This is a genomic window from Kitasatospora sp. NPDC056651 (genome assembly GCF_042792155.1).
Classification (GTDB): Bacteria; Actinomycetota; Actinomycetes; order Streptomycetales; family Streptomycetaceae; genus Kitasatospora.
Genome location: NZ_JBHTWX010000088.1, coordinates 13,595 through 38,428 on the forward strand (window position 1 = coordinate 13,595; position 24,834 = coordinate 38,428).

Annotated in this window: 33 protein-coding genes; 15 read left to right on the forward strand and 18 right to left on the reverse strand. The window is 72.7% G+C overall.

The features are described 5' to 3' along the window. Positions 1 to 242: 242 nt before the first annotated feature. Entirely contained in the window at positions 243 to 431 is a 189-nt protein-coding gene (locus tag ACFRAR_RS28180; RefSeq protein ID WP_380701139.1) for a hypothetical protein, read from the forward strand. A 91-nt stretch (positions 432 to 522) separates the two neighbouring features. Continuing rightward, positions 523 to 1,389 carry a viomycin phosphotransferase gene (vph, locus tag ACFRAR_RS28185; protein WP_380701141.1) on the forward strand — a complete coding sequence of 289 codons (867 nt, stop codon included), beginning with the start codon at positions 523 to 525 and terminating at the stop codon, positions 1,387 to 1,389. Here vph and ACFRAR_RS28190 read toward each other — a convergent pair. Together ACFRAR_RS28190 and ACFRAR_RS28195 are read right to left on the reverse strand one after the other, a co-directional pair. After that, positions 1,380 to 1,946 carry a hypothetical protein gene (locus ACFRAR_RS28190; protein WP_380701143.1) on the reverse strand — a complete coding sequence of 189 codons (567 nt, stop codon included), beginning with the start codon at positions 1,944 to 1,946 and terminating at the stop codon, positions 1,380 to 1,382. The two genes, vph and ACFRAR_RS28190, sit on opposite strands and share 10 nt — an antisense overlap. Before the next feature lie 14 nt (positions 1,947 to 1,960). Beyond that, on the reverse strand, positions 1,961 to 2,395 hold the full coding sequence (locus tag ACFRAR_RS28195; RefSeq protein WP_380701145.1) for an ATP-binding protein: 435 nt from the start codon (positions 2,393 to 2,395) through the stop codon (positions 1,961 to 1,963). 242 nt (positions 2,396 to 2,637) lie between these two features. Between ACFRAR_RS28195 and ACFRAR_RS28200 the strand changes: the two genes are divergently transcribed. From ACFRAR_RS28200 to ACFRAR_RS28210, 3 genes are all read left to right on the forward strand, one after another. Further along, on the forward strand, positions 2,638 to 3,429 hold the full coding sequence (locus ACFRAR_RS28200) for a helix-turn-helix domain-containing protein (protein ID WP_380701147.1): 792 nt from the start codon (positions 2,638 to 2,640) through the stop codon (positions 3,427 to 3,429). Then, the gene (locus tag ACFRAR_RS28205) at positions 3,422 to 3,619 is read left to right on the forward strand and encodes a DUF397 domain-containing protein (protein ID WP_380701149.1); all 198 of its coding nucleotides are present in this window, start codon (positions 3,422 to 3,424) and stop codon (positions 3,617 to 3,619) included. The genes ACFRAR_RS28200 and ACFRAR_RS28205 overlap by 8 nt, the downstream gene beginning before the upstream one ends. Positions 3,620 to 3,742: 123 nt before the next feature. After that, entirely contained in the window at positions 3,743 to 3,976 is a 234-nt protein-coding gene (locus ACFRAR_RS28210; RefSeq protein WP_380701151.1) for a DUF397 domain-containing protein, read from the forward strand. Between the two features lie 450 nt (positions 3,977 to 4,426). On the opposite strand, the gene ACFRAR_RS28215 is transcribed toward ACFRAR_RS28210, so the two are convergent. The 4 genes from ACFRAR_RS28215 to ACFRAR_RS28230 form a co-directional block, all read right to left on the reverse strand. Then, a complete protein-coding gene (locus ACFRAR_RS28215) occupies positions 4,427 to 5,089 on the reverse strand; it encodes an HAD family hydrolase (RefSeq protein WP_380701153.1) in 663 nt (220 codons plus the stop codon). A gap of 155 nt (positions 5,090 to 5,244) precedes the next feature. Continuing rightward, on the reverse strand, positions 5,245 to 5,799 hold the full coding sequence (locus ACFRAR_RS28220) for a hypothetical protein (protein WP_380701155.1): 555 nt from the start codon (positions 5,797 to 5,799) through the stop codon (positions 5,245 to 5,247). A 16-nt stretch (positions 5,800 to 5,815) separates the two neighbouring features. Continuing rightward, positions 5,816 to 6,265 (reverse strand): ATP-binding protein, encoded by a 450-nt coding sequence (locus ACFRAR_RS28225; protein ID WP_380701157.1) that lies wholly within the window; start codon positions 6,263 to 6,265, stop codon positions 5,816 to 5,818. Positions 6,266 to 6,614: 349 nt separating this feature from the next. Further along, complete coding sequence (locus tag ACFRAR_RS28230) at positions 6,615 to 7,847, reverse strand: helix-turn-helix domain-containing protein (RefSeq protein WP_380701159.1); 1,233 nt, start codon at positions 7,845 to 7,847, stop codon at positions 6,615 to 6,617. 349 nt (positions 7,848 to 8,196) lie between these two features. On the opposite strand from ACFRAR_RS28230, the gene ACFRAR_RS28235 reads away from it, so the two are divergent. Together ACFRAR_RS28235 and cyaB are read left to right on the forward strand one after the other, a co-directional pair. After that, the gene (locus ACFRAR_RS28235) at positions 8,197 to 8,664 is read left to right on the forward strand and encodes an NUDIX hydrolase (RefSeq protein ID WP_380701161.1); all 468 of its coding nucleotides are present in this window, start codon (positions 8,197 to 8,199) and stop codon (positions 8,662 to 8,664) included. A gap of 164 nt (positions 8,665 to 8,828) precedes the next feature. Further along, entirely contained in the window at positions 8,829 to 9,392 is a 564-nt protein-coding gene (gene cyaB / locus ACFRAR_RS28240; protein ID WP_380701163.1) for a class IV adenylate cyclase, read from the forward strand. 68 nt (positions 9,393 to 9,460) lie between these two features. Here cyaB and ACFRAR_RS28245 read toward each other — a convergent pair whose 3' ends face one another. The 6 genes from ACFRAR_RS28245 to ACFRAR_RS28270 form a co-directional block, all read right to left on the reverse strand. Further along, positions 9,461 to 9,826, reverse strand: coding sequence for a hypothetical protein (locus tag ACFRAR_RS28245; RefSeq protein ID WP_380701165.1), 366 nt, complete (start codon positions 9,824 to 9,826; stop codon positions 9,461 to 9,463). A gap of 19 nt (positions 9,827 to 9,845) precedes the next feature. Then, positions 9,846 to 10,046 carry a hypothetical protein gene (locus ACFRAR_RS28250; RefSeq protein WP_380701167.1) on the reverse strand — a complete coding sequence of 67 codons (201 nt, stop codon included), beginning with the start codon at positions 10,044 to 10,046 and terminating at the stop codon, positions 9,846 to 9,848. Positions 10,047 to 10,140: 94 nt separating this feature from the next. Continuing rightward, entirely contained in the window at positions 10,141 to 10,989 is an 849-nt protein-coding gene (locus ACFRAR_RS28255) for a helix-turn-helix domain-containing protein (RefSeq protein WP_380701169.1), read from the reverse strand. 27 nt (positions 10,990 to 11,016) lie between these two features. Further along, complete coding sequence (locus ACFRAR_RS28260; RefSeq protein WP_380701171.1) at positions 11,017 to 11,541, reverse strand: DUF6879 family protein; 525 nt, start codon at positions 11,539 to 11,541, stop codon at positions 11,017 to 11,019. Further along, entirely contained in the window at positions 11,510 to 11,788 is a 279-nt protein-coding gene (locus ACFRAR_RS28265; protein WP_380701173.1) for a hypothetical protein, read from the reverse strand. The genes ACFRAR_RS28260 and ACFRAR_RS28265 overlap by 32 nt, the downstream gene beginning before the upstream one ends. Positions 11,789 to 11,887: 99 nt before the next feature. Beyond that, positions 11,888 to 12,595: a GntR family transcriptional regulator gene (locus ACFRAR_RS28270; RefSeq protein WP_380701175.1), complete on the reverse strand. Its 708-nt coding sequence runs from the start codon at positions 12,593 to 12,595 to the stop codon at positions 11,888 to 11,890. A gap of 225 nt (positions 12,596 to 12,820) precedes the next feature. Here ACFRAR_RS28270 and ACFRAR_RS28275 point away from each other — a divergent pair, with 225 nt between their 5' ends. From ACFRAR_RS28275 to ACFRAR_RS28300, 6 genes are all read left to right on the forward strand, one after another. Continuing rightward, positions 12,821 to 13,225, forward strand: coding sequence for a hypothetical protein (locus ACFRAR_RS28275; protein ID WP_380701177.1), 405 nt, complete (start codon positions 12,821 to 12,823; stop codon positions 13,223 to 13,225). Between the two features lie 118 nt (positions 13,226 to 13,343). Then, positions 13,344 to 14,153 (forward strand): putative hydro-lyase, encoded by an 810-nt coding sequence (locus tag ACFRAR_RS28280; protein WP_380701179.1) that lies wholly within the window; start codon positions 13,344 to 13,346, stop codon positions 14,151 to 14,153. 9 nt (positions 14,154 to 14,162) lie between these two features. Further along, the gene (locus ACFRAR_RS28285; protein WP_380701181.1) at positions 14,163 to 14,837 is read left to right on the forward strand and encodes an allophanate hydrolase subunit 1; all 675 of its coding nucleotides are present in this window, start codon (positions 14,163 to 14,165) and stop codon (positions 14,835 to 14,837) included. 123 nt (positions 14,838 to 14,960) lie between these two features. Then, positions 14,961 to 15,839, forward strand: coding sequence for a biotin-dependent carboxyltransferase family protein (locus tag ACFRAR_RS28290; protein ID WP_380701183.1), 879 nt, complete (start codon positions 14,961 to 14,963; stop codon positions 15,837 to 15,839). 176 nt (positions 15,840 to 16,015) lie between these two features. Next, positions 16,016 to 16,549, forward strand: coding sequence for a hypothetical protein (locus tag ACFRAR_RS28295; RefSeq protein ID WP_380701185.1), 534 nt, complete (start codon positions 16,016 to 16,018; stop codon positions 16,547 to 16,549). Positions 16,550 to 16,643: 94 nt separating this feature from the next. After that, the gene (locus ACFRAR_RS28300; protein ID WP_380701187.1) at positions 16,644 to 17,879 is read left to right on the forward strand and encodes a cytochrome P450; all 1,236 of its coding nucleotides are present in this window, start codon (positions 16,644 to 16,646) and stop codon (positions 17,877 to 17,879) included. Between the two features lie 128 nt (positions 17,880 to 18,007). On the opposite strand, the gene ACFRAR_RS28305 is transcribed toward ACFRAR_RS28300, so the two are convergent. The 4 genes from ACFRAR_RS28305 to ACFRAR_RS28320 form a co-directional block, all read right to left on the reverse strand. Beyond that, positions 18,008 to 19,645 carry an alkaline phosphatase D family protein gene (locus ACFRAR_RS28305; RefSeq protein ID WP_380701189.1) on the reverse strand — a complete coding sequence of 546 codons (1,638 nt, stop codon included), beginning with the start codon at positions 19,643 to 19,645 and terminating at the stop codon, positions 18,008 to 18,010. A gap of 383 nt (positions 19,646 to 20,028) precedes the next feature. Further along, the gene (locus tag ACFRAR_RS28310; RefSeq protein ID WP_380701191.1) at positions 20,029 to 20,931 is read right to left on the reverse strand and encodes a neutral zinc metallopeptidase; all 903 of its coding nucleotides are present in this window, start codon (positions 20,929 to 20,931) and stop codon (positions 20,029 to 20,031) included. A 189-nt stretch (positions 20,932 to 21,120) separates the two neighbouring features. Next, on the reverse strand, positions 21,121 to 21,633 hold the full coding sequence (locus tag ACFRAR_RS28315) for a hemerythrin domain-containing protein (protein WP_380701193.1): 513 nt from the start codon (positions 21,631 to 21,633) through the stop codon (positions 21,121 to 21,123). Between the two features lie 127 nt (positions 21,634 to 21,760). Then, the gene (locus tag ACFRAR_RS28320) at positions 21,761 to 22,351 is read right to left on the reverse strand and encodes a nuclear transport factor 2 family protein (protein ID WP_380701195.1); all 591 of its coding nucleotides are present in this window, start codon (positions 22,349 to 22,351) and stop codon (positions 21,761 to 21,763) included. A gap of 168 nt (positions 22,352 to 22,519) precedes the next feature. Here ACFRAR_RS28320 and ACFRAR_RS28325 point away from each other — a divergent pair, with 168 nt between their 5' ends. Continuing rightward, positions 22,520 to 23,056: a DUF6328 family protein gene (locus tag ACFRAR_RS28325; protein WP_380701197.1), complete on the forward strand. Its 537-nt coding sequence runs from the start codon at positions 22,520 to 22,522 to the stop codon at positions 23,054 to 23,056. Positions 23,057 to 23,092: 36 nt separating this feature from the next. Here the strand turns inward: ACFRAR_RS28325 and ACFRAR_RS28330 are convergent, their stop codons facing one another. Next, positions 23,093 to 23,629 carry an AAA family ATPase gene (locus tag ACFRAR_RS28330; RefSeq protein ID WP_380701199.1) on the reverse strand — a complete coding sequence of 179 codons (537 nt, stop codon included), beginning with the start codon at positions 23,627 to 23,629 and terminating at the stop codon, positions 23,093 to 23,095. Positions 23,630 to 23,652: 23 nt separating this feature from the next. Here ACFRAR_RS28330 and ACFRAR_RS28335 point away from each other — a divergent pair, with 23 nt between their 5' ends. Continuing rightward, positions 23,653 to 24,309 (forward strand): AAA family ATPase, encoded by a 657-nt coding sequence (locus ACFRAR_RS28335; protein ID WP_380701201.1) that lies wholly within the window; start codon positions 23,653 to 23,655, stop codon positions 24,307 to 24,309. Between the two features lie 19 nt (positions 24,310 to 24,328). Here ACFRAR_RS28335 and ACFRAR_RS28340 read toward each other — a convergent pair whose 3' ends face one another. Further along, complete coding sequence (locus ACFRAR_RS28340) at positions 24,329 to 24,517, reverse strand: hypothetical protein (protein ID WP_380701203.1); 189 nt, start codon at positions 24,515 to 24,517, stop codon at positions 24,329 to 24,331. Positions 24,518 to 24,834 lie beyond the last annotated feature (317 nt).

Sequence of the window (24,834 nt, forward strand, 5' to 3'; positions counted from 1 at the left end):
TCCCCCCCGCCGCGGCCCCGGGGGGGGCGCCTGTTCCCGCGCGCCTGGCCGGGCGGGGCTGGTCGCCGGGGGGGCGGGTTTGCGGGCGGGCCCCTCCCCCCCCCCCACCCGGCTCGCCTGGGCCCGTTCATTGCCCGGGACCGGGTTCGGGATCTGCCGTAGCCTGCCAAGCCTGCTGCCAGTCGAGCGTGCGGGAGGGGACGTGGGCCACGGGTGCGGGCGCCGCTCTCGGCCGGGGCGTCATGGGTAGGCGCCGCTACGTGGCCAGAGGCGTGCCCGGCGGGTACCGCATCTGGGACAACCGGGGGCGCCGGTGGTGGGGTGACCACTACGAGCTCTGCCCCGACGACCTCACCGCCGAACTGAACGGCGAGGCCGACCCGAAGAGGCTCACCGCCCTCCTCAAGCGCTACCGGGCCCAGAAACGGTAGAACGGCCGGGGCGCCGGTGACGGTACCGGCGGTGCGCCCGGCCGGACCCGTCGGCACACATCGCCCCTCGCTGAACGGAAGTTGACACGCCATGGATGCCCTCGGCGCCCACCGCGCCCTGCTCGGCCGGCTGCTGCCCGGCGACCGGCTCGACGGCCTGGCCGTCCGCCGGGGGCAGTTCCACCACGTGGTCATCGGCGCGCAGCGCGTCGTCTGCCTCGCCCGCACCGCAGCCGCCGCGCGGCGGCTGCCCGAACGGGCGGCGCGCCTGCGCGCCCTCGCCGGGCTCGGCCTGGGCTTCCGCATCCCCGAGCCGCTGGAGGAGGGGGCCGCCGCGGGGCCGGGCGAGCCGGCGTACCTGGTGCTCAGCCGGGTTCCCGGGGCGCCCCTGGAGGAGGGCGCCCTGGAGAACCCCGAGGCGGCCGAGGCGGTGGCCGCCCAACTCGCCGCGCTGCTGTCGGAGTTGGCCAGAGCAGGGGGCGACGCCCGGGCGCGCGCGGTCCTTCCGCACGCCCCCGAGGAGGGGTGGCGGGAGTTCGCCGACGAGGTCCGGGCGCAGCTGTTCCCGCTCATGCACGACGCCGGCCGGGTGCGGGCCGGGCGGGAGCTCGCGGCCCTCGACGGCCTCCCCCACCTCACCTCGGCCGTGGTCCACGGCGACCTCGGCGGGGAGAACCTGCTGTGGGAGACCGTCGACGGGCTGCCCCGGCTCGGCGGCGTGGTCGACTGGGACGAGGTGAGCCTCGGCGACCAGGCCGAGGACCTCGCCGCGATCGGCGCCGGCTACGGCGAGGGGCTGCTCGACCGGGTGCTCGCCCTCGGCGGCGGGGCGCCGGGCGGCGGCGCGGCCGGGCGGATCGCCGCGATCCGCGGCACCTTCGCCCTCCAACAGGCCCTCTGTGCCGGGCGCGACGGTGACGAGGAGGAGCTGGCCGACGGGCTGGCCGGCTACCGCTGAGCGCGTGCCGCCGGCTCCCCGGCGCGCCGCCGGCAGTGGGTGAGGGCGTAGCGGATGCGGGGGTCGGGGTTGGGGGTGGCGGTGAGGAGTTCGCCGGCGGTGACGAGGGTGGTCCAGTAGGTGGTGGGGTCGCCGGTGCGGGGCAGGGGCGTGGTCGCGGCCAGGGAGAGGTAGGCGGCGGTGAGGTTGCCGGTGGTGAACCAGCGCTGGAGGCCGTGCTGGTGGCCGGGCCGGATGCCGCCCATGGCGTCCATGGCCGTCAGGAAGTGGGCGACGACCGTGCGCTCGGTGAGGGTGAGCGGCTTGGGTACGTCGAAGACGCCCAGGGCTTCGAGGACTTCACCGGTGTCGGATTCCGCGTTGGGGCGGGGGTCTGTGAGCAGAGCATCGCATTCGGCGAGGCGGCGGGTCGTCTCGGCCGGCGGGATGTCGAGCGCGAGGCAGACGGCCTGGGCGCAGGGAACGGGCTTGTGACCGAGGCGGGCGAGGAGCGCGTAGGTGGCGGCGAGGGTGGCGCCGCGCGAGAGGGTGTGCCGGGCAAGGGCGGCGAGCTGCATGAGGCTTCGGTCTTTCAGGCGGTGACGAGGACGGGGATGGGGGCGGGCGCGACGAGCACCCAGACGAACTTGCCGATGCCCCCCGGGTGCAGGCAGCAACCCCAGCGCTCGGCCAGCTCGTCGACGAGGAACAGGCCACGCCCGCACTCGTCGTCCGGAGCGGCGGTACGGAGGACGGGGAGGCCGCTCCCGGCGTCGTGGACTTCCAGCCGGAGACGGGAGTTGACGAGCGCGAAACGGATCTCGATGGGCCGGTCGTCAGGGGCATCGGAGTACCGGGCGGCATTGGCGAACAACTCGCACAGGAGCAGCTCGGCGGTCTCGGCGTAGCGCTCTCCGGAAGGCAGCCCGGAGAGGTAGGCGCGGAGCAGGTAGCGGGCCAGCGGCGCGGATTCGACGCAGGAGTCGAGACGCGCGACGAACATGCGGGGGCGGCGGGCGGTGGACATGGTGAGTGCCTCAAGGGGGTGTGCTGGGGCTGGTCAGCCGATCGGGACGGGGCGCCCTGGACGAGGAAGGGGGTCCTCCGCGAGGGGTGCGCATCCCCGGCAGGCGACTCCGGTCAGTGACCGAATGACTACCAGGATGACTCAGCTTCCTCTAGGATCGATAGAGTTTCAAATCTCTAGTTCGACAGATTTTAAAGAGAGTGATCTTGGCATTTCGAACGCTTGACCCAACGTCATCTCCCTTGGAAGCACTGGCAGTTCAGATCACCAGGACACGCCTGGCCAAGGGGTTGACGCAGATCGAACTCGGTAAACGAATCGGATATTCCAACGTCTACATCTCGAACGTGGAGCGAGCCAAACAAGCTCCGTCTTTAAAGTTCGTAGAGCGCGTGGACGCCGCCCTTGACGCCGGTGGAGCCTTGACGGGGCTTTGGTGGAGCTGGAAGAACGGTGCCCTGTTGCCGGGGTTCTCCGAGTACCTTCGCAAGGAACGCGAAGCGATCACGGCCAGGCTGTTCGACACGGACATGGTGTCGGGCATACTTCAGCACCCGGACTACAGCGCAGCCTACGAAGCTGGCATCGTTCGACGTGGGGAAGCGACTCGGGAGCAGGCCGACAGGAGGCTTGCCTTGCTGGCGCAACGCCAACACATGCTCGACCGGGGCACGATGATCCATGCCGTTCTGGACGAGGGAGCCCTGCGTCGACCGATCGGCGGCCGGGAGATCATGGCCATCCAGCTCTCTCACCTGGAGAGCTTGAGTGACCGCCCGAATGTGATTATTCAGATTGCCCCGTACCGCCTCGCCGAGGATCGACCGCTGTCCCACCCCGTCACACTCCTGACCCTCCCAAATCGGACCCTGGTCGGGTACACGGAAACTCTCCAGCGGGGATACCTGGAACAAGACGCCGAGACGGTGGCCCGATGGCTCGATAGATACGATCGACTCCAGGTCAACGCGCTCAGCCAGCCGGACAGTTTGGCCAAGATCCGGGCGGCACGGAAGGAACTGGACCATGCATGACCCAACGGGCGCCAAGTGGCGCAAGAGCACCTACAGCAACGGCGGGGGCGGTTGCATCGAGGTAGATGACGCACACCCAGGCAGGGTTCGCGACTCCAAGGACCCTCACGGCCCGGCGCTGGTCTTCCCGCCCTCGGCCTGGAACTCGTTCGTCACCGCCGTCCGCAGCGGCGAGTTCGGCGACATCTGATCCGCCGTCCCGAACCGCAGGCCCGGACCGTTCGCTGGCCCGGGCCTGCGGCCTGCCCCGGCTTGGGCTGAGGCATCGGCGGGTAGAGAAGCCGGGAAGCCCGATCGGCTCCAGCCCGAGAGGATGACCATGCACCACGGCACCACCCTCGACCAGGGCGGCTACAGCTGGGTCAAGTCCAGCTACTCGGCCGGTGAGAACGGCAACTGCGTCGAGGTCGGCCGGACTCCGGCCGGCACCATCCCGGTGCGTGACACCAAGCAGCACCGGCGCGGCCCCGTCCTGGAATTCACCCCCGCCGCATTCCAGAACTTCCTCGACGCCGTCAAGGCGGGCGAGTTCCCAGTGCAGCCGTAACGGGTGAATGAGCAATGGATGAGCCCCTATGAAAGAGCCGCCGAGGCCCGCCCATCCCCTGCATACCACCCGACCGCGACGCTGAACACAAGTAGCCCCACAACGATTTCGACAGACCCACCCTCAATCGTCAACTGACGCATGGCCTTGGCTGACACTCCGGGCTCCACCGAATTCCTCACCGCCTGCCGCGACATCTGCCCTCCCGACAAAGAGCAACTCGGCGTCCTCGCCATCCGCCTGCGACTCACCCCCGTAGTCCGGGCGCGGCCGCACTGTGCTCAACGCCGCCGGGCGAGCACCTGGAGCAGGCCCTCGACCAACTGGCCGTCACCTGGTACGCCACTGGCATGGAACGCGTGCGCGAGGCCCGACGGGCACTCACCCAGTGGCAGGACGCGGCGGCCGTCCGACGCGTGGACGACCGCCTCTACTCCTGGTCGGCGACGCTCAGCTCACTTCAGCGTTGAACTTGGCAATCAGGTCGGGAAGTTCCGCCAGCGATTCGATCCGGAACGTCGCCTGCCCTGCTGCCGGGTCGTGCTGCTGGATCCAGCCCCACGGGCCGCGCCGGATCAACGCCGTCCGCATCCCCGCCGCCCGGGCGGGGAGCACATCGTTGTCGAGCCGGTCACCGACGTAGAGCATCTCGTGCGGCTCCGCGGGCACGACCTCGGCGACGCGCTCGAAGAAGGCGGGGTCCGGCTTGCTCGCACCCCAGTCGTCGGACGTGCCGATCAGATCGACGTCGTCCGCGAACAGTCCGCGCAGAATCCCCCCGGCACGCACGGTCTGGTTGCCCGCGATCGCCAACCACAGGCCGTCCGAGCGAAGTCGAGCGAAGGAGCCCCGGACGTCCGGGTAGAGATCGTCCTCACCGAAGGTCTCCGGTCGGCCGGCCGCCGCCCGCCTCTCACGCTCCTCGTAGAGGTCGAAGCCAGGAGCGAAGACCTGGAAGGTTTCCCGGTAGTCCCGGCCCTGCGCGATCACCGCACCGAACTGGGCCACGAACGTGTGCCTCGGAACACCCAGCCAGTCGGCCCAAGTGCCGTACTCCCGGGTCTCGTCGACCAGGCACTCCCCGACATCGAACACCACAGCCTTGATCGTCACAGCCGCAGCCTAACGGGGCGAGGACGTCCCCTGGCGTCCTCGCCGAAGTCCTCCGCCGCCGGGCCGTACCGGTTGGTCATGCATCGGTCAGCCACTCACCGCCGACCCGCGCGCACCCGGAAGTCGACTCCGCCGACTTCCTGCGCACGGGCGTTTCAGGCGCGGGCGGTGGCTTGGGTGCGGCAGTGGGTGAGGGCGTAGCGGATGCGGGGGTCGGGGTTGGGGGTGGTGGTGAGGAGTTCGCCGGCGGTGGTGAGGGCGGTCCAGTAGGTGGCGGGGTTTCCGGTGCGGGGCAGGGGGTGGGTGGCGGCCAGGGAGAGGTAGGCGGCGGTGAGGTTGCCGGTGGTGAACCAGCGCTGGAGGCCGTGCTGGTGCCCGGGGCGGAGGCCGCCCATGGCGTCGATGGCGGTCAGGAAGTGGGCGACGACGGTGCGCTCGGTGGGGGTGAGATCCTTGGGGACGTCGAAGACGCCGAGGGCTTCGAGGACTTCGCCGGTGTCGGCCTCGGAGTTGGGGCGGGGGTCGGCGAGGAGGGCGTCGTGGCATTCGGCGAGGCGGCGGGTGGTTTCGGCTGCGGGGATGGCGAGGGCGAGGCAGACGGCCTGGGCGCAGGGCAGGGGCTGGTGGCCGAGGCGGGCGAGGAGCGCGTAGGTGGCGGCGGGGGTGGCGCCGCGCGAGAGGGTGTGGCGGGCGAGGGTGGCGAGGTGCATGGGTGGGGTTCGGCTTTCAGGCGGTGACGAGGACGGGGGTGGGGGCGGGGGCGATGAGGGCCCAGACGAACTTGCCGGGACTGCCGGGGCGGGGGCAGCAGCCCCAGCGCTCGGCGAGTTCGTTGACGAGGAACAGGCCGCGCCCGTGCTCGTCGTCCGGAGCGGCGGTACGGAGGGCGGGGAGGCCGCTCCCGGCGTCGTGGACTTCCAGCCTCAGCCGGGAGTTGACGAGCGCGAAACGGATCTCGATGGGCTGGTCGTCAGGGGCGTCGGAGTACCGGACGGCATTGGCGAACAACTCGCACAGGAGCAGCTCGGCGGTCTCGGCGTAACGCTCTCCGGCGGGGAGTCCGGAGAGGTACGCACGGAGCATGTAGCGGGCCAGCGGCGCGGATTCGACCCGCGAGTCGAGACGCGCGACGAACATGCGGGGGCGGCGGGCAGCGAGCATGGTGATGTGCCTCAAGGTGATTGTGCAGGAATGAGCGCGGACGTCACATTGCCAATGCCTGTGACGCCGACCGGGCGCTACGACTCAACCGGGAGCCGGAGGGTGGATCCGTCCTTCGGGGCGGTCCACTCTTGCTCACCACCGGCGCCCTCGGGGCGCAGGTGGTAGCTGTAGACACCTTCGCCGGGTATATCCACCACGACGCCAACCCTGCCGCTGGCAGTGTCGTAGGCAAGATCGCCGAGGCGAGGCACCCATCGCGGCGCGGGGTCGCGCGCTTCTTCGTGGGCAGCGTGTCGTCCACTCATACACACAGACGGTAAGTGCACGACTACTGCTGAATATGAATCAGCGGAATACTGCCCTATCCGTCCAGGTGGAAGCGGTCGGACATGTAGCGCAGCTTCTCGCGGGTGCCCGAGCGCTCGGCGTAGACGATCTTCCGCAGGGTGGCGCGGGCGATCGGGTGGTTGCGAACGAGCTGCGGGGCGATCCGCTCCGCCGTCTCCAGGGCTTGGAGCGCTTTGTCCCGGTTGCCGTCCCACAGCCAGGCGCGGGCGAGGTCCATGTGGTGGTGGCCCCGCCTGGAGGCCGGGAGGGCGGCGAGCTTCGCGGGGTCGGCACGCTCGTTGAGGATCAGCGCCCGGGCGTGGTCGCCCATCTCCAACTGCGCCGACACCGCGTGGACTTGGACATTGCCGCTGGAGAAGGTCAGCGAGTGCCGGTCGAAGGGCGGCTCGATCCGGGTCCCGTCCATCAACTCTGCCGCCGCCTGGGCGTGTCGGATTCGGTCCTCGGTCTCCGTCCGCCGGCCGGCGCGCGCGGCGGACACGGCCGCGCGCAGATGCATGGCTCCCCAAGCCCGCACGGCCAGTGGGTCGTTGGCCAGGTAGCGGTCCTCGACGAGGCGAAGTGCCTTGTCGGACAGGGCCAGGGCGTCGTCCCAGTCGGCGGTGGCCCACATGTCCCACACCCGCATCCAGTCCGCGACCGCCTCCATCACCGGGTCACCGGACAGCCGGGCCGACCAGGCGGCCCGCTCGCAGGCCATGGCGATCAGTTCGGGGTGGCCGAGCGTGTGCGCGGCGGTGTGCGCGAACTTGCACTCGATCGCGTAGATCGCGAAAGCCTCCTCGCGCTCGTGGCCGGTGGACACTTCGGCCAGCGCACGCGCTTCGCGGAGCATGTCCGGGAGCACCTTCAGGATCGCCACGTTGGCGGCCGCGTCCCTCAGCCGGTGCAGGCGCTCGGTCTCGCGCCAGAGTTCCGCCGACGGCCGGGGCGCGCCGTCGAAGACCGGCGTGAGGTCGTACCGGCGAAGCTCCCGCAGAATGGCCGCCGCCGACACCTGCCACTGGTTCTCCGACGGCTCGCCCGCGACGAACGGCCGCTCGATGAGGTCGTTGGGGTGGCAGTGCAGTGCCGCCGCGATCTGGTTGATGGTGCCGGCCCGGTCGAGTTCGATCACGCCCTTCTCGACCTTCGACACCCAGCCCTGGGTCCTGCCGAGCGCGGCAGCCAGGTCGGCCTGGGTCATCCCCAGCCGCAGCCGTGCCCGCCGCACCCGCTTGCCGATCGACTCCCGGTCCTCCAGCACAGCAGTCCTCCCGCGCACTCGCGCCCGCCTGCCCGCTCCGTGAGCCTGCGGTGCTACCAGGAAGCTACCCCGTTCCGGCAAGTCGCGTCACAAGCCGCTCACCGAGGCGAGGCCCGTGGGGCGGGAGGGCTCCCGATCGGCGAGGCGCACTTGATGTGCGCCTTCCGCTTCAGCGGACATGATCGTCACACCGCTGCCGCTCGGTAGGATCGACCACAACGCGCCCCGATGATTCCCTCCGGGCAGACCCCGGAGGACGGCGTGTTCGATCGCTTCACCGGCCACGTCGAGGACTTGTGGGCGAAGGGGCGTGACGTGCGAACGGTCGCGGCAGCGGAGGTGGCGGATCATGGCCAGGCGTGACTACGTGGACGACCCGGACGCCCCGGAGGCGAACTCGCTGGTCCCGGCCGCCTCCGTCGTCGTGGTCGACGACGCGGGTCGTGTCCTGCTCCAGCGGCGCACCGACAACGGAATGTGGGCGCTGCCCGGCGGAAAGATGGACATCGGCGAGTCGCTCGCCGGGTGCGGGATCCGCGAGACCCGCGAGGAGACCGGCATCGAGGTCGAGATCACCGGGATCGTCGGCACCTACACCGACCCCGGCCACGTCTTCGCCTACGACGACGGCGAGGTCCGTCAGGAGTTCTCCATCTGCCTCCTCGGGCGCCCGCTCGGCGGCCGGCTACGGGTCTCCGACGAGTCCCACGAGGTGGCGTGGTTCACCCCGGCCGAAACGGACGGGCTGGCGATGCTGCCGAGCATCCGCAAACGACTGGCCGACTGGCGATCCGGGAAGATCCCCGCAGTGCGCTAGGAACGCGCCGGTCTTCCCGCCCTCCGCCTGGAACTCGTTCGTCACCGCCGTCCGCAGCGGCGGGTTCGGCGATACCCGTCCGGCCCGTTCCGTCGGGGCGGGCAGCGACAGTTCGAGGTGTTGCTGAGCAACACTCACACGCGTGGTCTGAAGGAGGAACCGGAATGGCCATCGAGGCGGAACTCAAGGCCGTCGTACGCGATCCCGAACACGTCCTCGCGCGGCTGGAGGAACAGTACGGCCCCGGCCGTGCCGAGGTGTACCGCGACACCTACTACGACGCCCCGGACGGCAGCCTGACGGGCGCCGACCGCGAGCTGAGGATCCGCACCGTCCACGGGCCCGACGACACCCGCACCGTGCTCACCTACAAGGGCCCCCGGGTGGACGAGGCGTCCGGGTCGAAGCCCGAGGCCGAGACCCGGGTGGCGGACGCCGAAGCCGCTCACGAGATCATCAGCGGCCTCGGATTCACCCCGCACATCCGGTTCGAGAAGCGCTGCTGCAACTACGCCTTCACACGCGACGGCCGGCAGTTCCTCGCCACACTCGTCCGCGTCCCCGAACTCGACGCGACGTTCATCGAGATCGAGACCATCGCGCTCACCGCGGACGGCCTCGAAACGGCACTCGACGCCGTGCGGGCGGTACTGACCGACCTCGGGATCGGCGAACACGACCTGACGACCGAGCAGTACACGGACGCGGTGGCCGCAGCCCGTACCTGAGACGGGCACCGGCCACACGGCGCACAGGAAGTCGGATCCGCAGACTTCCTGCGCAGCAGTGCGGGTCTTCACATACGGGTCGGGCGGGTGGCTGCTCGGATACGGCCGTGGCATCCGAAGAAACGATCCGACGACTCCCGAAGGAGCCCGGCCGGCGAGGAGGTGTAGAGGTCGAACCGCAACCACTCGGCGTGCTCCAGCAGCGGCTTCTTGCCCTGCTCGGCCCGGACACGGGTGGCGTTCACCGCGTACTGCTTGCGGGTGTCGGCCGTCATCAGCCACAGGCGGGCGTGGAGCGCGTCCGGAAAGGCCAGCAGAATCGCCCGGCCCGACCCGTCCGGCAGCATGCAGAACTCGTCAAGGACCACATCCCGCAGGACGTGAGACCCGGCCGCCTCCACCACCTCGTAGCGCATCACCAGGCCCGGCTTCACCTCCCCGGGCATCCCCAGCTCACGCGACGGCATTGCGGGCCGCCCTCTGCTCCGTGCACCTCGGGCAGACACACTCCGGGTCTAGCGGATAGGCCGCCGAGCGGCCCTCCTCCTTCGCCGCCCGGTACTGCGCCATGAGCACGGCCATCTCCTCGGGGGTGGCCCGCCGGTCGTCCCGGCGGGGCCGGCGGGGCGGTTCGTGCAATGCTGTGGCGCTCATCCATCGGCCTCCTGGAACTCGCCGTGCGGCGTGAACACGACGCTAGGGACCGGCCGGCAGGTGGCTCAACGAACTTGCGCCTTATTGCGCCGGATCAGCCGAGAGCGCCTATCGCGCTGGTCAGCAGTGCGCGCGCTTCGCCGCCGTAGACCGCCATCCGTGACAGGGCCAGGAATGCGGCTGCGTAGTCTCTGACTTCCCTTGGCTCCGTGTGCCGGAGATAGCCCACCGTCAGCTCCACGGACACCACGGCATCATCGAACATGTAGAAGTCTTCGGCCGAAGACCGTACGCGGCCGGGCCGTGTCGGAATGACTCCAAGGCTGATGCTCGGAGAGGTACTGACAGCTATCAGGTGCCCGAGCTGTCCGGCCAGCGTGTCCGCGTCGCACACCGCTCCGCGCAGGACGGATTCCTCCAGCAGCAGCGCGAACCGACGAGGGCCGGAGAACAGCATCCGCTGGCGCTCCATTCGCGCCTCGACGGCGGCCTCCACATCGTCGATGGCGACCCGTGAGCGCTGGATGGCCCGCAGGACCGCCGCTGTGTACTCCCGGGTCTGCACCATGCCGGGGACGACGTTGCTCGCGTACACCCGGAAGTGCCGCGTTCGCTCGTACAGGTCGAACACCGACTCCTGCGCGGCCCGCAGGCCCGTGCGCTCCATGCGCCGCCACTCGGTGTACAGCGAGTTCACGGCCCGGGCGGCGGCGATCAGGTCCGGGACCTGGTTCTCCGCCCCGCAAGCACGGCACCATGCCCGGATGTCGTCCTCGGACGGCGCGGCCTTGCCGCTCTGGATTCGGGAGGTCTTGGCAGGATGCCAGCCACACCGGGCAGACAGTTCCTCGCCCTTGAGCCCGGCGTCCTTGCGGAGCTCGATGAGGCGGCTTGCCAGAGCCTTCCGAGCAGCGACAACGCTGGACGACGGCGACGATGACATGTACTGACTGCCCGGTGTTCGCTGGAATCAGATGATCTTGTATTCATCGTGCGGTGTCGCACGCTCCCACACGGCCTCGAAAGCTACGGAGCAGAGTCGGACGGCCGCCACGTCCTCGGTGGCCTCGTTCTCCAACCAGTCACCGTCACCGGCGAAGTGACCCCATACGACGAGCCGGCCGTCGACCAACCAGAAGTCGTTGCCCGGCAGGGTGAGCGTGGACGCCAGACGGCGTGGAAGCCAACGGACCTGCTCACCTGCCGCGACGTTGGGGAACGTCACGTCGTACTCGTACCGGATGTACTCGCTCACGGGCTCGGACACGATCCGGGCCCGACGAATCTCAACGCCGCGCGAGACCGCCTCGGCTACTACGTCGAGCCACGGCCGCCACCAGGCCGACCGGTCAGCCGGATCATGTCGAACACCCCGTCGCCATGCGTGGAGTGCCGGATCGTCGAGCATGTAGCCGTCGCGCATCTCCAGGTGAACGGCGGAGCGCCGAGCTGCTTTCAGTAACTCATCCGGCCTGGTCACCGCCGTCCGAGACATCGCACGCCTTCCTGATCGCATCCACCACGTGTGCAGGCATCCGGACGACGTTCTCGAAGTCCGGGACGTTGCCCGCGGCCCGGACTTCCTCCCCGGCCTTGGCATCGAGACGATAGCCCTGGAACAGCAGGTCCCTGGTCTCTTCGTCAACGAAGATGGTCGGGGAGTTCCCGTCCGGGGACTTGTCGTCCTTCCAGATCAACCGTAGTGCCATGGCGCTCTCCCATGCCCAGTCAGTTGCGGTCACTTGCACGACAGTCACTCCCACGAGCCGGGAGTCCGTCAAGAGGGTGTGCCTGATAGGGGCCGTCTGCTGCGGGTCGGGTCTTGGTGGTCGGCCCGGGCGTCACCGGGTCGCGGTGTACCGCTCCACCAGGTCGCGCTCGGCGGCCTTCAGGTAGGAGGCCATCTCGTTGGCCGCCTTGGCGAACGCCCCCGCGTCGATCAGTTCGAGGATCTTCCTGTTGCGTGCGGCGTAGGTGGCGTGGAACTCGCGCAGGTCGGTCATCGCGTAGAAGACGAGGCGCAGTTCGGCCAGGGTCCGGTTCATCAGCTCGTCCAGGCGGCGGCTGCTGGCCAGCGCGGTGAGCGCCAGGTGGAACCGCAGGTTGGCGGTGCCCAGGACCCTCCAGTCGGCCGCCAGCCCGGCCGCCTCGGCTTCCTCGACGGCCGCCCGGACCTGGCCGAGGCTGACGGACCGGCCCTTCAGGTCCCTGATGACGGCCGGCTGCACCACCTGGCGCAGCCGGTACAGGTCGACCACGTCGGCGACGCTCAGCCGGCGGACGAACACGCCCTGGCCGTGCCGGTGTTCGACGATCCCTTCGTGCACCAGCAGGCGGAACGCCTCGCGCAGGGTGTTGCGGGAGACCTTCAGCCCCTTGCTGATCTTCTCCTCGGACAGCCTGTTGTCGGGCCGGTGCTTGCCCTCGGCGATCCGCCTGCGCAGGATCGCCGCGACGTGTTCGGCCTTGCTGCTCCAGCCCGCCTGGGCGAGTTCCTCTGCCCAGTCCTCGACCTCGCTGCCCGCTTCGCGGTCCATCGCGCTGTCCACGGCGCCCCTCCCGGCTCGTCCTGCGTGTCCCACCTTCGTACCACCCATGCCCACGGACCGTCAGATCAATCGGAGCACAATGCAGTTGTTCAACAATCCTCCTGGAGGATCGCCCTCTTTCCGACAAGTGGATCGGGTGCCTTCGGCGCCTTGCGGGCCGGTCCGGGAGGGTGCGACTGTCGGTGTCGAAAGGGCGTTCACCACACCGCAGTTGGGGGAAATTCCATGCCGCGACCGTCACAGCGTTTCCCGGGCCGGAACCGCACCCGCAGGCCTCTCCGTACGCACCGGTGCGACCGCTCGCCGGTCGCGGCCGCGCTGTCCGCGGCGGTGCTCGACGCCGGGCTGGACCTCCATCCCCTCCTGCGGCTGGCCGTCGCCGCGAGCGCCATGGTGCTCACCCTCGGCGGCCGGCTGATCGTGACGGGCCCCCTGTCGCTGTTCGCCGGACGCTACCGCGCCGCCGGCAGCGGCGGCCTGGGCCTGGCGGTCAGCCGCGGGCAGGGGCCGGCCCGCCACCTGGCGGTCGGGGTGCGGTTCGGCGAGCGCGGATTCGGCATGGCCGCGGTTCTCGGGCCCCTGTCGCCGATGACCACCCTGGCCGCCCTGCTCGACCCCGCTGCCCGCTGACCCACCCGCGCCAACCCGTCCCCCGACGCCCCCGACGCCCCCTCCAGCGGCATCCCCCTGCCGCGAGAACCCCGCCGGCAACGACGAGAACGACGACAACGACGAAGGAGACCCCTCGATGACCGAGAACCACGCCGACCTCGACCCCGCCCGCGCCCGCGAGCTGTTCCGGGCCGGCACCCCGGTGCCCACGGCCGGGTGGTGCCTGGGCCGCACCCAGGCCAACATGATCAGCGTGCCGGCGGACTGGGCCGAGGACGTCGCCCTCTTCGCCGAGCTCAACCCCGCCCCCTGCCCCGTCCTCGAACAGACCGACCCCGGCGTCCGCACCAGCGCCCTGGCCGCCGGCGCGGACCTGGCCACCGACCTGCCCCTCTACCGGGTCTGGCACGACGGCGAGTGGCAGGAACACCAGGACGTCTCCGCCCACTGGCGCGACGACCTCGTCACCTTCCTCATCGGCTGCTCCTTCACCTTCGAGAGCGCCCTGCTGGACGCCGGGATCCCGCTGCGCCACGTCGCCGAGGGCCGCAACGTCGCGATGTACCGCACGACCCGGGCGTGCGCCCCCGCCGGACGGCTGCACGGCCCGATGGTGGTCTCCATGCGCCCCGTCCCCCGGAAGCTGGTCGCCGACGCACGGGCGATCACCGCCCGGATGCCCGCCGTGCACGGGGCCCCGGTGGCCGTCGGCGAGCCCGGGGACCGCTCCAACACCGAGCTCGGCATCCCCGACCTGGGGCGGCCCGACTTCGGCGACCCGGCCGAGATCGGCCCCGACGACGTCCCGGTGTTCTGGGCCTGCGGCGTCACCCCGCAGTCGGCCCTGATGGCCTCGCGCCCGCCCTTCGCGATCACCCACGCGCCGGGCCACATGTTCGTGACCGACCGGTACGACCGCGACTACCTGGTCGCCGAGGGGAGCTGACCCGTCCTCATGGACATCCTCCGGTACGGCAGCCGGGCCCTGCTCGTCGAGGTCCGCGACCTCGACGAGGCGGCCCGGCTGCACACCGCGCTGCGGCGCGACCCACCGCCCGGGGTGCTGGAACTCGTTCCCGCCGCCCGCACCGTCCTGCTGCGCTACGACCCCCGGGCCACCGGCCCGGACCGCCTCGCCGCCGCCGTGCGCGCCGTCGACCTGCGCACCGTAGACCTGCGGGCCGCCGCCACCGCGGCCCCCGGCGGCTGCGCGAGCGTCGAGATCCCGGTCCGCTACGACGGCGCGGACCTGGCCGAGGTGGCGGAGCTCTGCGGCCTGACGGTCGCCCAGGTGATCGCCCGGCACTGCGCCGTCACCTACCGGGTGGCGTTCTGCGGGTTCGCTCCCGGGTTCGCCTACCTGACCGGGACGGACCCCGCGCTGCGGCTGCCGCGCCGCGCCGTACCCCGCACCCGGGTGCCCGCGGGCGCGGTCGCCATCGCCGACGAGTTCACCGGCGTCTACCCCCGCGAGTCGCCCGGCGGCTGGCACCTGCTCGGCACCACCGGCACCACCCTGTGGGACCCCCGGGCCGACCCGCCGACGCCGCTCACGCCCGGCACGGCCGTCCGCTTCACGCCCGCCGGCACGCCGCACCCGCCGCACCCGCCGCACCCGCCGCGCCCCTGAGGCGGGCCCGCGCGGCGCCCCGCCCCCGGAGCAGCCGGCCCCGGGGGCGGGGGACGTCCACCGGCACCCGGCGGGCGGCCGCACCGGCCACCACCCACCCACCCACCACCGCACGGAGGACCCATGACGGGCAGCCCCGCGACACCCGCCCGCCGCGTCCGGGTGATCCACCCGGGCTTCGGCGCCACCGTCCAGGACCTGGGCCGCCCCGGCCACGCCGCGCTCGGCGTGGGCCGTTCCGGAGCCGCCGACCGGCGCAGCCTGCGCCTGGCCAACCGGCTCGTCGGCAACCGCGAGGAGGCCGCGGCCGTCGAGGCGCCCCTGGGCGGCCTCGTCCTGGACGTCGACCACCACGCCACCGTCGCCCTCACCGGCGCGCCCTGCCCCGCCCACGCCGACGGCCGCGCCGTCGACCTGAACGCCCCGGTCAGGCTGGCTCCCGGCAGCCGCCTGACCATCGGCGTCCCCTCCGAGGGCCTGCGGGTCTACCTCGCCGTGCGCGGCGGCGTGGACCTGCCGCCCGTCCTCGGCTCCCGGTCCACCGACACGCTCTCCGGGATCGGCCCCGCCCGGCTCGCCGCCGGCGACCTCCTGCCGGTCGGGGACCTGACGGCCGGCTGGCCCGCGGCGGACTTCGCCCCCCGGCGCGCGCTGCCCGCCGAACCCGTCCTGCGGATCCTGCCCGGGCCGCGCGACGACTGGTTCACCCCCGAGTCCCTGGCCGCGCTGTGCGCCGGGCCCTACCGCGTCACCGACCACAGCGACCGCGTGGGCATGCGGCTGGCCGGGACGGCGCTGCGCCGCGCCCGCCCCGGCGAACTCCCCTCCGAGGCCGCGGTCCCCGGCGCGCTCCAGGTACCGCCGGACGGGCAGCCGATCCTCTTCCTCGCCGACCACCCGGTGACCGGCGGCTACCCCGTCATCGCGACCGTCCACGAGGACGACCTCCCGCTCGCCGCCCAGACCCGCCCCGGCCTGACCCTCCGCTTCCGTGCGGCCTGACCCTGCGGCTCCGTCCGGCGTGCCCCTCCGCTCCCGGCCGGCGTGACCGCCCGTCCGGGCCCGCCCCGTGCCACGGCGGCGGGACCCCGGTTCCACCCCGGCGGCCGGCCCGGGCAGGATGGCCCGGGCAGGATGGCCGGCACGGCACGAGCCGCCACGACACCAGGGGGACCCGCATGGCCGACCACTTCCCGTACCGCCTCTGCGCCGGGAGCGACGACCTGACGCTGATCTGGCGGTCCGGCGAGGGCGCGGGCGACGGCGACCCCGACCGGCTGCTCGTCGACGAGTCCGGCAGGCTCCTCGCCTTCGCCGGCCGCGCGCCGCTGCGGGAGTACTGCGAGCGCCACGGCCCGGAGCTCATCTGGGAGGGCGAGGGCGAGCTCGACCTGGGCCCCGTGCGGCGGTGGGTCGAGCCCCCTCACCTCGCCCCGGCAGGGCTGCCCGAACTGCTGCTGGAGGCCTGGAACTTCTTCGAGGACCTCTCCCGCAGCCTCCCGGACGGCCCGCCCCTGCCCGCCCAGGGACCGGTCCACGACAGCGCCTACGAGAAGGCCTTCGGCGGCGAGCCCCTCGCCCCGGCCTCCGGCGAGGACGCCTGGACGGCCGAGGAGGACGCGGCCGTGCGCGAACTCCTGCGCGCCGGCCTGGAGCTGTGGGAGCACGCCGTGCGCACCTCCGTGGGGGCCGTCCGGCCGACGCCCCGTTGACGGGTGCACCACGCCCCTCTACAACGGAACACAGGCCCCGGACACGGGCCGCGGCGCCCCCAGAGGCCCCGGAAGATCCCGAGGAGCGACTGCCATGGCTCCAGAAGACGACAACCGCTGCCCGGTGCTGGACATGACCGCCCGGGCCCCGCACCAGCAGAACGCGCGGCTGCGCGGCGCCGGGCCCGCCGTGCGGGTGGAGCTGCCCGGTGGCATCATCGCCTGGTCGGTGACCCGCAGCTCGGTGATCCGCGCCCTGGCCGCCGATCCGCGGGTCTCCCGCGACCCGCGCAGGCACTGGCCCGGCCTGGCCTCGGTGCCCGAGGGGTGGCCGATGGGGCCGATCGCGTTCCAGCAGAACTTCTTCAACCTCTACGGCGACGAACACCGGTCGCGGCGGCGGCAGATGGCGCCCTCCTTCTCGCCCCGCCGGGTGAGCGCGCTGCGGCCCGGGATCGAGGCGACGACCGCGGCCCTGGTCGGCGCGTTCGCCGCGCTCGGCCCCGGCGAGGCCGTGGACGCGCGCCGGGCGCTGTCACTGCCGCTGACCATGACGGTGATCTGCGACCTGTTCGGCGTGCCCGCCGGCCTGCGGTCCCCGATCGGCACCGCGATGGACACCCTGCTGACCACCACGGAGACGCCCGAGCAGATGCTGCGCTCGCGGGCGGAGATCAACGTGGTGCTGACCGAGCTGCTGGAGCTCAAGCGGCGCGAGCCCGGGCCCGACCTCACCAGCGACGTGGCCGCCGCCGGCACCGGCGAGGGGACGGGCCGCACCGAGGAGGAGTCCCGCGACATCCTCTTCCTGATGCTCGGCGCCGGCTACGAGACCGCCGTCAACCTCATCACCAGCGCCATCCAGGCGCTGCTCGCCCACCCCGGCCACCTGGCGCTGGTCCGCGCGGGCACCCTCGCCTGGACGGACGTCGTCGAGGAGACCCTGCGCCACGAGAGCCCGGTGATGCACCTGCCGCTGCGCTACCCGCTGGCGGACATCGACCTCGGCGAGGGCGTGGTCATCCGCGAGGGCGAGCCGATCCTGCTCGGGTTCGGCGCGGCCGGGCGCGATCCGGAGGTCCATCCGGACCGGCCGGACGACTTCGACCCGACCCGGCCCGACAAGGAGCACCTGTCCTTCGGCCACGGCCCGCACTTCTGCCTCGGCGCGCCGCTGGCCCGCCTGGAGGCCGAGGTGGCCCTGGCCGGCTTCTTCGGCGCCCACCCCGACGCCGTCCTGGACCCCTCGCGCCCGGCGCCGGCCCGGATGGAGTCCGCCATCATCAACGGCCCCTCCGAACTGTGGGTCGTCCCCACCCCCGCCGGCTGACGCCCCGGCGCGGACACGGAGTTGAGTCCTCCCGCCGCCTCCGGCGAGGCGGCGGGAGGGCGGCGGGAGGCGACGGGCCCCGGGGCTGGCCGCCAGACGGGCCGCCAGACGGGCCGTCGGACGGGCCGTCAGGCGGGGCGGATGCCCGGGTTGCCGGCCTCGGTGGCGAAGGACGCGGCCGTGGACAGGGTGCCGCCGGGGCGGGTGATCTGGTTGACGACGCGGTAGTCGGCGCGCGCCCGGCGGCGGTCCAGGGTGAGCACCGTGTAGCCGCGGCGCCCGTCGTAGAACTTCATGTGCGCGTTGGCGGACATGAGGTTGTTCCAGTTGGACGGCTTCTCCTCGCCGTCGCCGTCGCTGCTGATCGAGGTGCCGACGAACTCCACGCCCACCGTGCGGGAGGCCGGGTCGTTGAAGTCGCGCTTGACGTCCAGGGCGTAGGCCACGTGCACGTCGCCGGTGAGCAGCACCAGGTTCTTGACGCCGGAGGTGTCGACGGCCTTCAGGAAGCGCTCGCGGGCGGCCGGGTAGCCGTCCCAGGCGTCCATGGAGAGCTTGGAGCGCTCGGCGGTGGTGTTCTTGCGGCGGGAGAAGACGACCTGCTGGGGCACGACGTTCCAGGTGGCCTTGGAGTGGCGCAGGCCGTCGGCGAACCAGCGTTCCTGGGTGGCGCCCATCAGGGTGCGCTTGGGGTCCTCGGACTCCGGGGTGGGGTACTGCCAGCCGTCGCCGTTGGCCTGGTCGTCGCGGTACTGGCGGGTGTCGAGGATGTCGAACTGCGCGAGCTGCCCGAAGTGGACGCGCCGGTAGAGGGTCAGCTCGGTGCCGCGCGGCTGGGGCATGCGCAGCGGCTGGTTCTCCCAGTAGGCGCGGTAGGCGGCGGCGCGGCGGGCGACGAAGGGGGCCGGGTCCTGGTTCTTCTCGGGGATGCCGGCGGCGTAGTTGTTCTCCACCTCGTGGTCGTCCCAGGTGACGTACCAGGGGTGGGCGGCGTGGGCGGCCTGGAGGTCGGGGTCGGTCTTGTAGAGGGAGTAGCGCAGCCGGTAGTCCTCCAGGGTGGTGGTCTCGTGGTTGAAGTACCCGGGCAGGGTGCGGTCGGTGTACTTGCGGTCGCCGCCGACGGCGTCGATGCCGTACTCGTAGATGTAGTCGCCGACGTGGAAGACCGCGTCGACGTCCTCGCCGGCGAGGTGGCGGAAGGCGGTGAAGTAGCCGTCCTCGTAGGCCTGGCAGGAAACGAAGGCGATGCGGGCGGTGTCGAGCTTCTTGCCGCGCGGGGGGAGGGTGCGGGTGCGGCCGACGGGGCTGGTCCAGGTGCCGACGGTGAAGCGGTACCAGTACTGGTGCGCGGGGGCGAGGTCGTCGGCGTCCACGTGGACGGCGTAGTTGAACTCGGCGTGGGCGCGGGCGGTGCCGCGGCGCTCGACGCGGCGGAACTTCTCGTCGCGGGCGATCTCCCAGCCGACCTTGACCGAGCCGGTGGCCGGCATGCCGGAGCCGGGCTCCAGCGGGCGCGGGGCCAGGCGGGTCCAGAGCACGACGGCCTCGGGGGTGGCGTCGCCGGAGGCCACGCCGAGGGTGAAGGGGTTGTCGCCGATGGCGCGCGGGGCGATCTCGTTGTCCTCGGCGTGCGCGGCGGGCAGGTTGACGCTGAAGGCGAGCGCGGCGGCGGCCGAGGTGACGGTCAGGAAGCGGCGCCGGTCCAGGCGGGCGGCGGCCTCGCGCAGCATCCGGTCGGGGGTGGGGCGGTCGGCGGGTCCGGTCATCGCAGTGGTGGCCTTTCGCAGCTCGGTGGGTGTGCGAAGGGAATTGGAGTGGACCGCCCCGTCCTGCGGGGGTCGGGATCACGGCAGCCAAGTGATCATCCGGTGGGAGAACCGTGAAGGTCCGTCATATCACCCGGAACGGGGATGGGCCGTCCGGTTCCGGATGGCCCGTCCCACGGGCGGGTGCCGTAGGAAGGGGGGCGCTGCGGCGGAGGACGGCCGCTGGCCGGGGCTACGGCGTGACAGGGCTACCGTTCGGCGACGGTCACGGCCTGGGGACGGTCACGGCCTGGGGACGGTCACGGCCTGGGGACGGTCACGGCCTGGGGACGGTCACGGCCTGGGGACGGTCACGGCCTGGCGGCGGTCACAGCCCGGCGGGGCTACAGCTTGGCGGCCGAGAAGGTGTCGCACTGGGCGAAGTCGCCGCTGCGGTAGCCGGTGGTGAACCAGGCCTTGCGCTGCTCGGCGGAGCCGTGCGTCCAGGCCTCCGGGTTGATCCGCCCGGTGGCCTGCTGCTGGATCCGGTCGTCGCCGACCGCCGCGGCCGCGTCCAGGCCCAGCGCGATGTCCTGGTCGGTGAGCGAGGCGATCAGCGGGCGGCCGGTGGAGGGCTGCGGGGTGGTGGTCGCGTGGTGCGTCCACACCCCGGCGTAGCAGTCGGCCTGGAGCTCCAGGCGTACCGAGCCGCTGGTGGCGCCCTGGCGGTCGTTGCCGACCTTCTGCATGGCGCCGGTGAGGGTCTGGATGTGGTGGCCGTACTCGTGGGCGACGACGTAGGACTCGGCGAACGGGCCGCCCTTGGCGCCGAAGCGGGCGGACAGCTCGTTGAAGAAGCCGAGGTCGAAGTAGGCCTTCTTGTCGCCCGGGCAGTAGAAGGGGCCCACCGCCGAGGTCGCCGGCCCGCAGGCGGTGGAGACCTGGCCGGTGAACAGCACCGTCTCGGCGTTCTTGTAGGGGATCTTGGCGGCGCGCGGCAGCTCGCCCCGCCAGAAGTCCTGGAGGCTGTTGGTGACGGCCACGATCCGGCAGTCCTGGCGCTTGTTGGCGTCCGCGCCGGTCTTGCACTCCTTCTGCGCCTCCCCGGCGGTGCGCACGCCCGGGGAGGAGGACGAGCCGGAGCCGGAGGACAGGCCCAGCAGCTGCGGGTCGACCCCGAGGACGACCGCGAACAGCACCGCGAGCAGACCCACGGCCCCGCCGCCGATGGCGACCTTCCCGCCGGGGATGCCGCGCCGGTCGTCCACCTGCGAGGTGTCGAGGTCGCCCTGGTCGTCGAACTGCATGTGCCCGTGCCTGCCCGTTCCTGTCGTGTTCCGCCCTGCCGGTGACGGTCTGTGCCGTCCGCGGCCCGCCCAGCCTACGGGCTGCGGCCGGCGCCGCGCCGCATCGGGGGCGTCCCGGGCGGGCCCCGGCGGCACCGCGCCGGGCCCGGCCCCGCCGTGGTGGGCGGGGCCGGGCGGGGCGCGGGGTGTTTACGGGGCCCGTGGCGCGCGGAAGTCCAGGACGGGTTCGGACCAGCCGTCGTCGTGGACGCCGGCGTCGAGGGCGGCGGAGATGGCGCGTTCCTCGTAGCCGAAGTGGGAGTCCATGATGGCGGCGAGGCCGTCGAGTTCGCGTCCGATCGCCTCCAGGCCGGCGGCGGGGGCTTCGGCGGCCCGGTCGGCGGCGGCCCGGTCGGCGAGGGCGCGCACCCGGGTGAGGATGTGGGTGATCAGGCCGTGGTCCTCGACGAGTTTGGCGATGGTCGGCGCCAGGTCCGGCCTCTCGCGCAGGAGTTGGGCGAACAGCCCGTCGTCCTCGCCCTGGTGGTGGTTGGTCAGGGCGGTGCAGAAGGCCAGGCAGTGGGCAGCGAGTGCTTCGCCGTCCGGGCGGGGGCGGCCGGGGTTCGCCCGCAGGTCGGCGAGTCGTCGGCGCAAGTCCTGGTGCGCGTCGGAGAGTTGAAGGCTGAGGGCGGCGGTTCGGCCGCTACGGGAGGGGGAGGCCACGGGGGCGGTCCCTTCGGTCGTGCACCTCCATGCCTGGCGCGGTCCGCCACCGGCACGCGATGCCGGCGCCATCCGATCACGCCTCGCGGCCGCCGGGCAAGCGGGGCGCCGGCGGCCGCGGCGCGCCTCAGGACGCCCCGCCGGCGAGGTCGCGCAGGGTCTCCTCGGCCTTCGGGGTCAGGACGAGCGGCCCGCTGCCGCTGGTCCACACGGCCCGCACCTCCAGGGTTCGCAGGCGCCAGCCGTCGGGGGTGCGCACCGCCTCGCCGGTGAACGTGCCGCCGACGTCGAAGTGGCCGCCGCTCTCCTCGCCCCGTGCCTGCTGGGTCGAGGCGAGGTGGACGTGCGCCATGACGGCGTTCCAGCGCACGGCGGCCCGGTCCCCGTCCAGGTCGATCATGTGGTTGGCGCCCACGTGCTGGGTGCGCTCGAACTTCGCGAGGGTCGCCTGCTCGGACTCGGCCAGCCCGTCGATCCCCTGGTGCTCCCCCACCGGCGTGGTGATCTGCACGTCGGGGGTGAAGTAGCGCCGCGCCCACGCCTCGTCGAAGCGCCCGCCGGCGTGGGGCACCGTGTCGAGGCTGAGCAGGTAGCCGTCGATGAGGCCGGTGATGTCGGCGCGGTCGGTGAGGACCTGGACCCGCTGGGCGAGGGCGGCGAAGTCCGCGGCGGTGACAGCGGTGTTGGTGTTGGTGTTGGTGTTGGTGTCGGTGGTCATGGCGCGGCTCCCCGTGGTCGCGGTGGATGGCGCGGCCGCCGCGGCCGCGCACCACGCAGACTAGGACCTCAAGTCGGCTTGAGATCAAGGTCCCAGGCCGGCACCGGCCCGGTCCCGGCCCGGCCGCGCGGAGCCCAGTGCCGGCCCGGGGCCGTGAGAAGCTGGCGCATGACCAGCGCAGCTCCCCCGCCCGACGCCCCGCCGCCCGACCGCAGGACCACCCCCTCCGCTCCCCCGCCCGGCTGGTGGAACCCGGAGGTGCGGGCCGAACGGCGCCTGGTGGCGCTGCTCCAGGAGCTGCGGGTGCTCCAGACCGGCGTGCAGATCGTCTTCGCCTTCCTGCTGGGCGTCGCCTTCACCCCGCGCTTCGGCCAACTCACCGACGCCCAGCAGGACATCTACGTCGTGACCCTGCTGCTGACGGTCGTCTCCGCGGCCGTCCTGGCCGCGCCGGTCGCCCTGCACCGGGGCCTGTACCGCCACCCCGGCAAGGAGCGGATCGTCACCGTCTCCGCCCGCATCGCCCAGGCCGGCCTGCTGCTGCTCGCCTCCTCGCTGAGCGGCGCCGTGCTGCTGGTCCTGGACGTCGTCCTCGGCACGGCGGCGGCGGTGCCGATCACCTGCGTCATCGCGGCGGTCTTCGCGGTGATGTGGTTCGCCCTGCCCTGGGCGGTGCGCCGCGTCACCACCCGCGACCGGGCCTGAGCGCCGCGCCCCGACGGGCCGCCGTACGCGCCCCCATCAAGGCTGCGGGGTCCAGCCGGGCGGGGCGAGTCCGGTGTCGTCCAGCACCCGGCGCACGGTGGCCTCCAGCGAGCTGCCGGGCCCGATCACCCGCTCCACGCCGCCCGGCAGCACGTCCCGTTCCCGGTACCAGTCGGCCATCTCGGCGGGCGTGAACTCGGCGCGCTGCGGGCGCGTGGCGTGCCGGCGCACCGTCTCCTCGAACGGCACGTCCAGGTAGTAGAAGCGGGTCAGGCCCCGGTGCCCGGCGGCCAGACCGGCCAGCATGGGCCCGTAGCGGTCGGCGGCCATGATGCCCTCGACGACGGTGTGGAAGCCGTGGTCGAGGGCGTAGCGGGCCACCGCGTCCACCAGCCCGACGGCCGCCGCGCCCGGCACGTCGCGCTCGCGCAGCACGGTGCGGCGCAGGTTGTCCTGCGCCACCACGGCCAGGCCCCGGCCGTGGGCCGCGCGTAGGGCGGCGGCGACGCTGGACTTGCCGGAGCCGCTGTTGCCGCGCACCACCACCAGGACGGTGCGCCCGCTGCCGGTCACCGGCGACCGGCTAGCGTGGGCCCATGGACGACGACCTCTCGCGCCCCGACGACCTCTCGCGCCCCTCCCGCCCCGACGGCCCCACCGCCACCGCTCCGTGGGAGGTGCTGCTGATCGGCGGCGCCTCCGGCCTCGGCAAGAGCCGCGCCGCGGCCCGTCTCGCCGACCGACGCGGCGCGTTCGTGGTCGAGTTCGACGACGTCGTCGCCGCCCTCCAGGCCGCCACCAGCGCCGACAGCCACCCCGGCCTGCACCACTTCTCCGCCCTCCCCGACCCCGACGCCCTGGACGCCGACCGCGTCCTGGAACTCCAGATCGCCACCGCCCGCGCCCTGGACGACGCGGTGCTCGGCGTGGTGCGCAACCGCCTCACCGTGGACGTACCCGCGATCGTCGAGGGCGACTACCTCACCCCGGCCGCCGCCGCCCGGGCCGCCGACGAGGCCGCGGCGGCGGGCCGGCGGGTGCGCGCGGTCTTCCTGCACGAGGACGACCCGCGGAGCATCGCCGCCAACTACGCCGACCGGGAACCGGATTGCGGCCCGCAGCCCGAGCGCGCCGCCGTCAGCGCCCGGTACAGCGACTGGCTCGCCGCCCAGGCCCGCGCCCTCGCGCTGCCCGTCGTCGAGTGCCGCCCGTACGCGACCCTGCCCGAGCGCCTGGCCGCCGCCCTGGCGTGACACCGGGGCGGCGGGAGTGTCACGCCGACGGCGCGTCCTCGATGTCCGAGATCAGCTTGGTGCTCAGGTCGCTCTGCACCGCCAGCCGGGTGTGCCCGGCGTCGGGGCCGGTGCCCCAGGTCAGCGTGACGGTGGTGAACAGGTGCCCGGCGCCCGAGTCGTGGTAGCGCACCTCCCAGCGGGTGGGCACGTCCTGCGCCCGCAGCACGCCGTCCGCGTGGTTGGCCTCCTCCCAGGCTGCCAGCCGCTGCCGGAAGTCCTCGGTGAGGTAGTGGGCGCGCAGTTCGTCGCCCAGGTCGTCGGTGCCGTCGGAGACGGCGTCGACGTACGCCCCTTGACATCCTCTCCGCCCTAAAGGACGGAGATTCCCGCCTGCCTGCCGGTGGTCACCGGGCGGGGCTTCGAGTGGGTTCCTGTTTCTTCGCGCTGCGCCGGGACGAGTCCCGGTCTTACCCGCGCTCCGCAGGCTGACACCGCCAGTCCGGCGGCCTTGGCGACGTTGACCGCCGCGTTGATGTCCCGGTC

Coding starts and splice junctions, on each gene's coding strand:
- ACFRAR_RS28180 (WP_380701139.1), top strand. CDS start 243: ATGGGTAGGCGCCGCTACGTGGCCAGAGGCGTGCCCGGCGGGTACCGC.
- vph (WP_380701141.1), top strand. CDS start 523: ATGGATGCCCTCGGCGCCCACCGCGCCCTGCTCGGCCGGCTGCTGCCC.
- ACFRAR_RS28190 (WP_380701143.1), bottom strand. CDS start 1,946: ATGCAGCTCGCCGCCCTTGCCCGGCACACCCTCTCGCGCGGCGCCACC.
- ACFRAR_RS28195 (WP_380701145.1), bottom strand. CDS start 2,395: ATGTCCACCGCCCGCCGCCCCCGCATGTTCGTCGCGCGTCTCGACTCC.
- ACFRAR_RS28205 (WP_380701149.1), top strand. CDS start 3,422: ATGCATGACCCAACGGGCGCCAAGTGGCGCAAGAGCACCTACAGCAAC.
- ACFRAR_RS28210 (WP_380701151.1), top strand. CDS start 3,743: ATGACCATGCACCACGGCACCACCCTCGACCAGGGCGGCTACAGCTGG.
- ACFRAR_RS28220 (WP_380701155.1), bottom strand. CDS start 5,799: ATGCACCTCGCCACCCTCGCCCGCCACACCCTCTCGCGCGGCGCCACC.
- ACFRAR_RS28235 (WP_380701161.1), top strand. CDS start 8,197: ATGGCCAGGCGTGACTACGTGGACGACCCGGACGCCCCGGAGGCGAAC.
- cyaB (WP_380701163.1), top strand. CDS start 8,829: ATGGCCATCGAGGCGGAACTCAAGGCCGTCGTACGCGATCCCGAACAC.
- ACFRAR_RS28250 (WP_380701167.1), bottom strand. CDS start 10,046: ATGAGCGCCACAGCATTGCACGAACCGCCCCGCCGGCCCCGCCGGGAC.
- ACFRAR_RS28255 (WP_380701169.1), bottom strand. CDS start 10,989: ATGTCATCGTCGCCGTCGTCCAGCGTTGTCGCTGCTCGGAAGGCTCTG.
- ACFRAR_RS28260 (WP_380701171.1), bottom strand. CDS start 11,541: ATGTCTCGGACGGCGGTGACCAGGCCGGATGAGTTACTGAAAGCAGCT.
- ACFRAR_RS28275 (WP_380701177.1), top strand. CDS start 12,821: ATGCCGCGACCGTCACAGCGTTTCCCGGGCCGGAACCGCACCCGCAGG.
- ACFRAR_RS28280 (WP_380701179.1), top strand. CDS start 13,344: ATGACCGAGAACCACGCCGACCTCGACCCCGCCCGCGCCCGCGAGCTG.
- ACFRAR_RS28285 (WP_380701181.1), top strand. CDS start 14,163: ATGGACATCCTCCGGTACGGCAGCCGGGCCCTGCTCGTCGAGGTCCGC.
- ACFRAR_RS28290 (WP_380701183.1), top strand. CDS start 14,961: ATGACGGGCAGCCCCGCGACACCCGCCCGCCGCGTCCGGGTGATCCAC.
- ACFRAR_RS28295 (WP_380701185.1), top strand. CDS start 16,016: ATGGCCGACCACTTCCCGTACCGCCTCTGCGCCGGGAGCGACGACCTG.
- ACFRAR_RS28300 (WP_380701187.1), top strand. CDS start 16,644: ATGGCTCCAGAAGACGACAACCGCTGCCCGGTGCTGGACATGACCGCC.
- ACFRAR_RS28305 (WP_380701189.1), bottom strand. CDS start 19,645: ATGACCGGACCCGCCGACCGCCCCACCCCCGACCGGATGCTGCGCGAG.
- ACFRAR_RS28310 (WP_380701191.1), bottom strand. CDS start 20,931: ATGCAGTTCGACGACCAGGGCGACCTCGACACCTCGCAGGTGGACGAC.
- ACFRAR_RS28320 (WP_380701195.1), bottom strand. CDS start 22,351: ATGACCACCGACACCAACACCAACACCAACACCAACACCGCTGTCACC.
- ACFRAR_RS28325 (WP_380701197.1), top strand. CDS start 22,520: ATGACCAGCGCAGCTCCCCCGCCCGACGCCCCGCCGCCCGACCGCAGG.
- ACFRAR_RS28335 (WP_380701201.1), top strand. CDS start 23,653: ATGGACGACGACCTCTCGCGCCCCGACGACCTCTCGCGCCCCTCCCGC.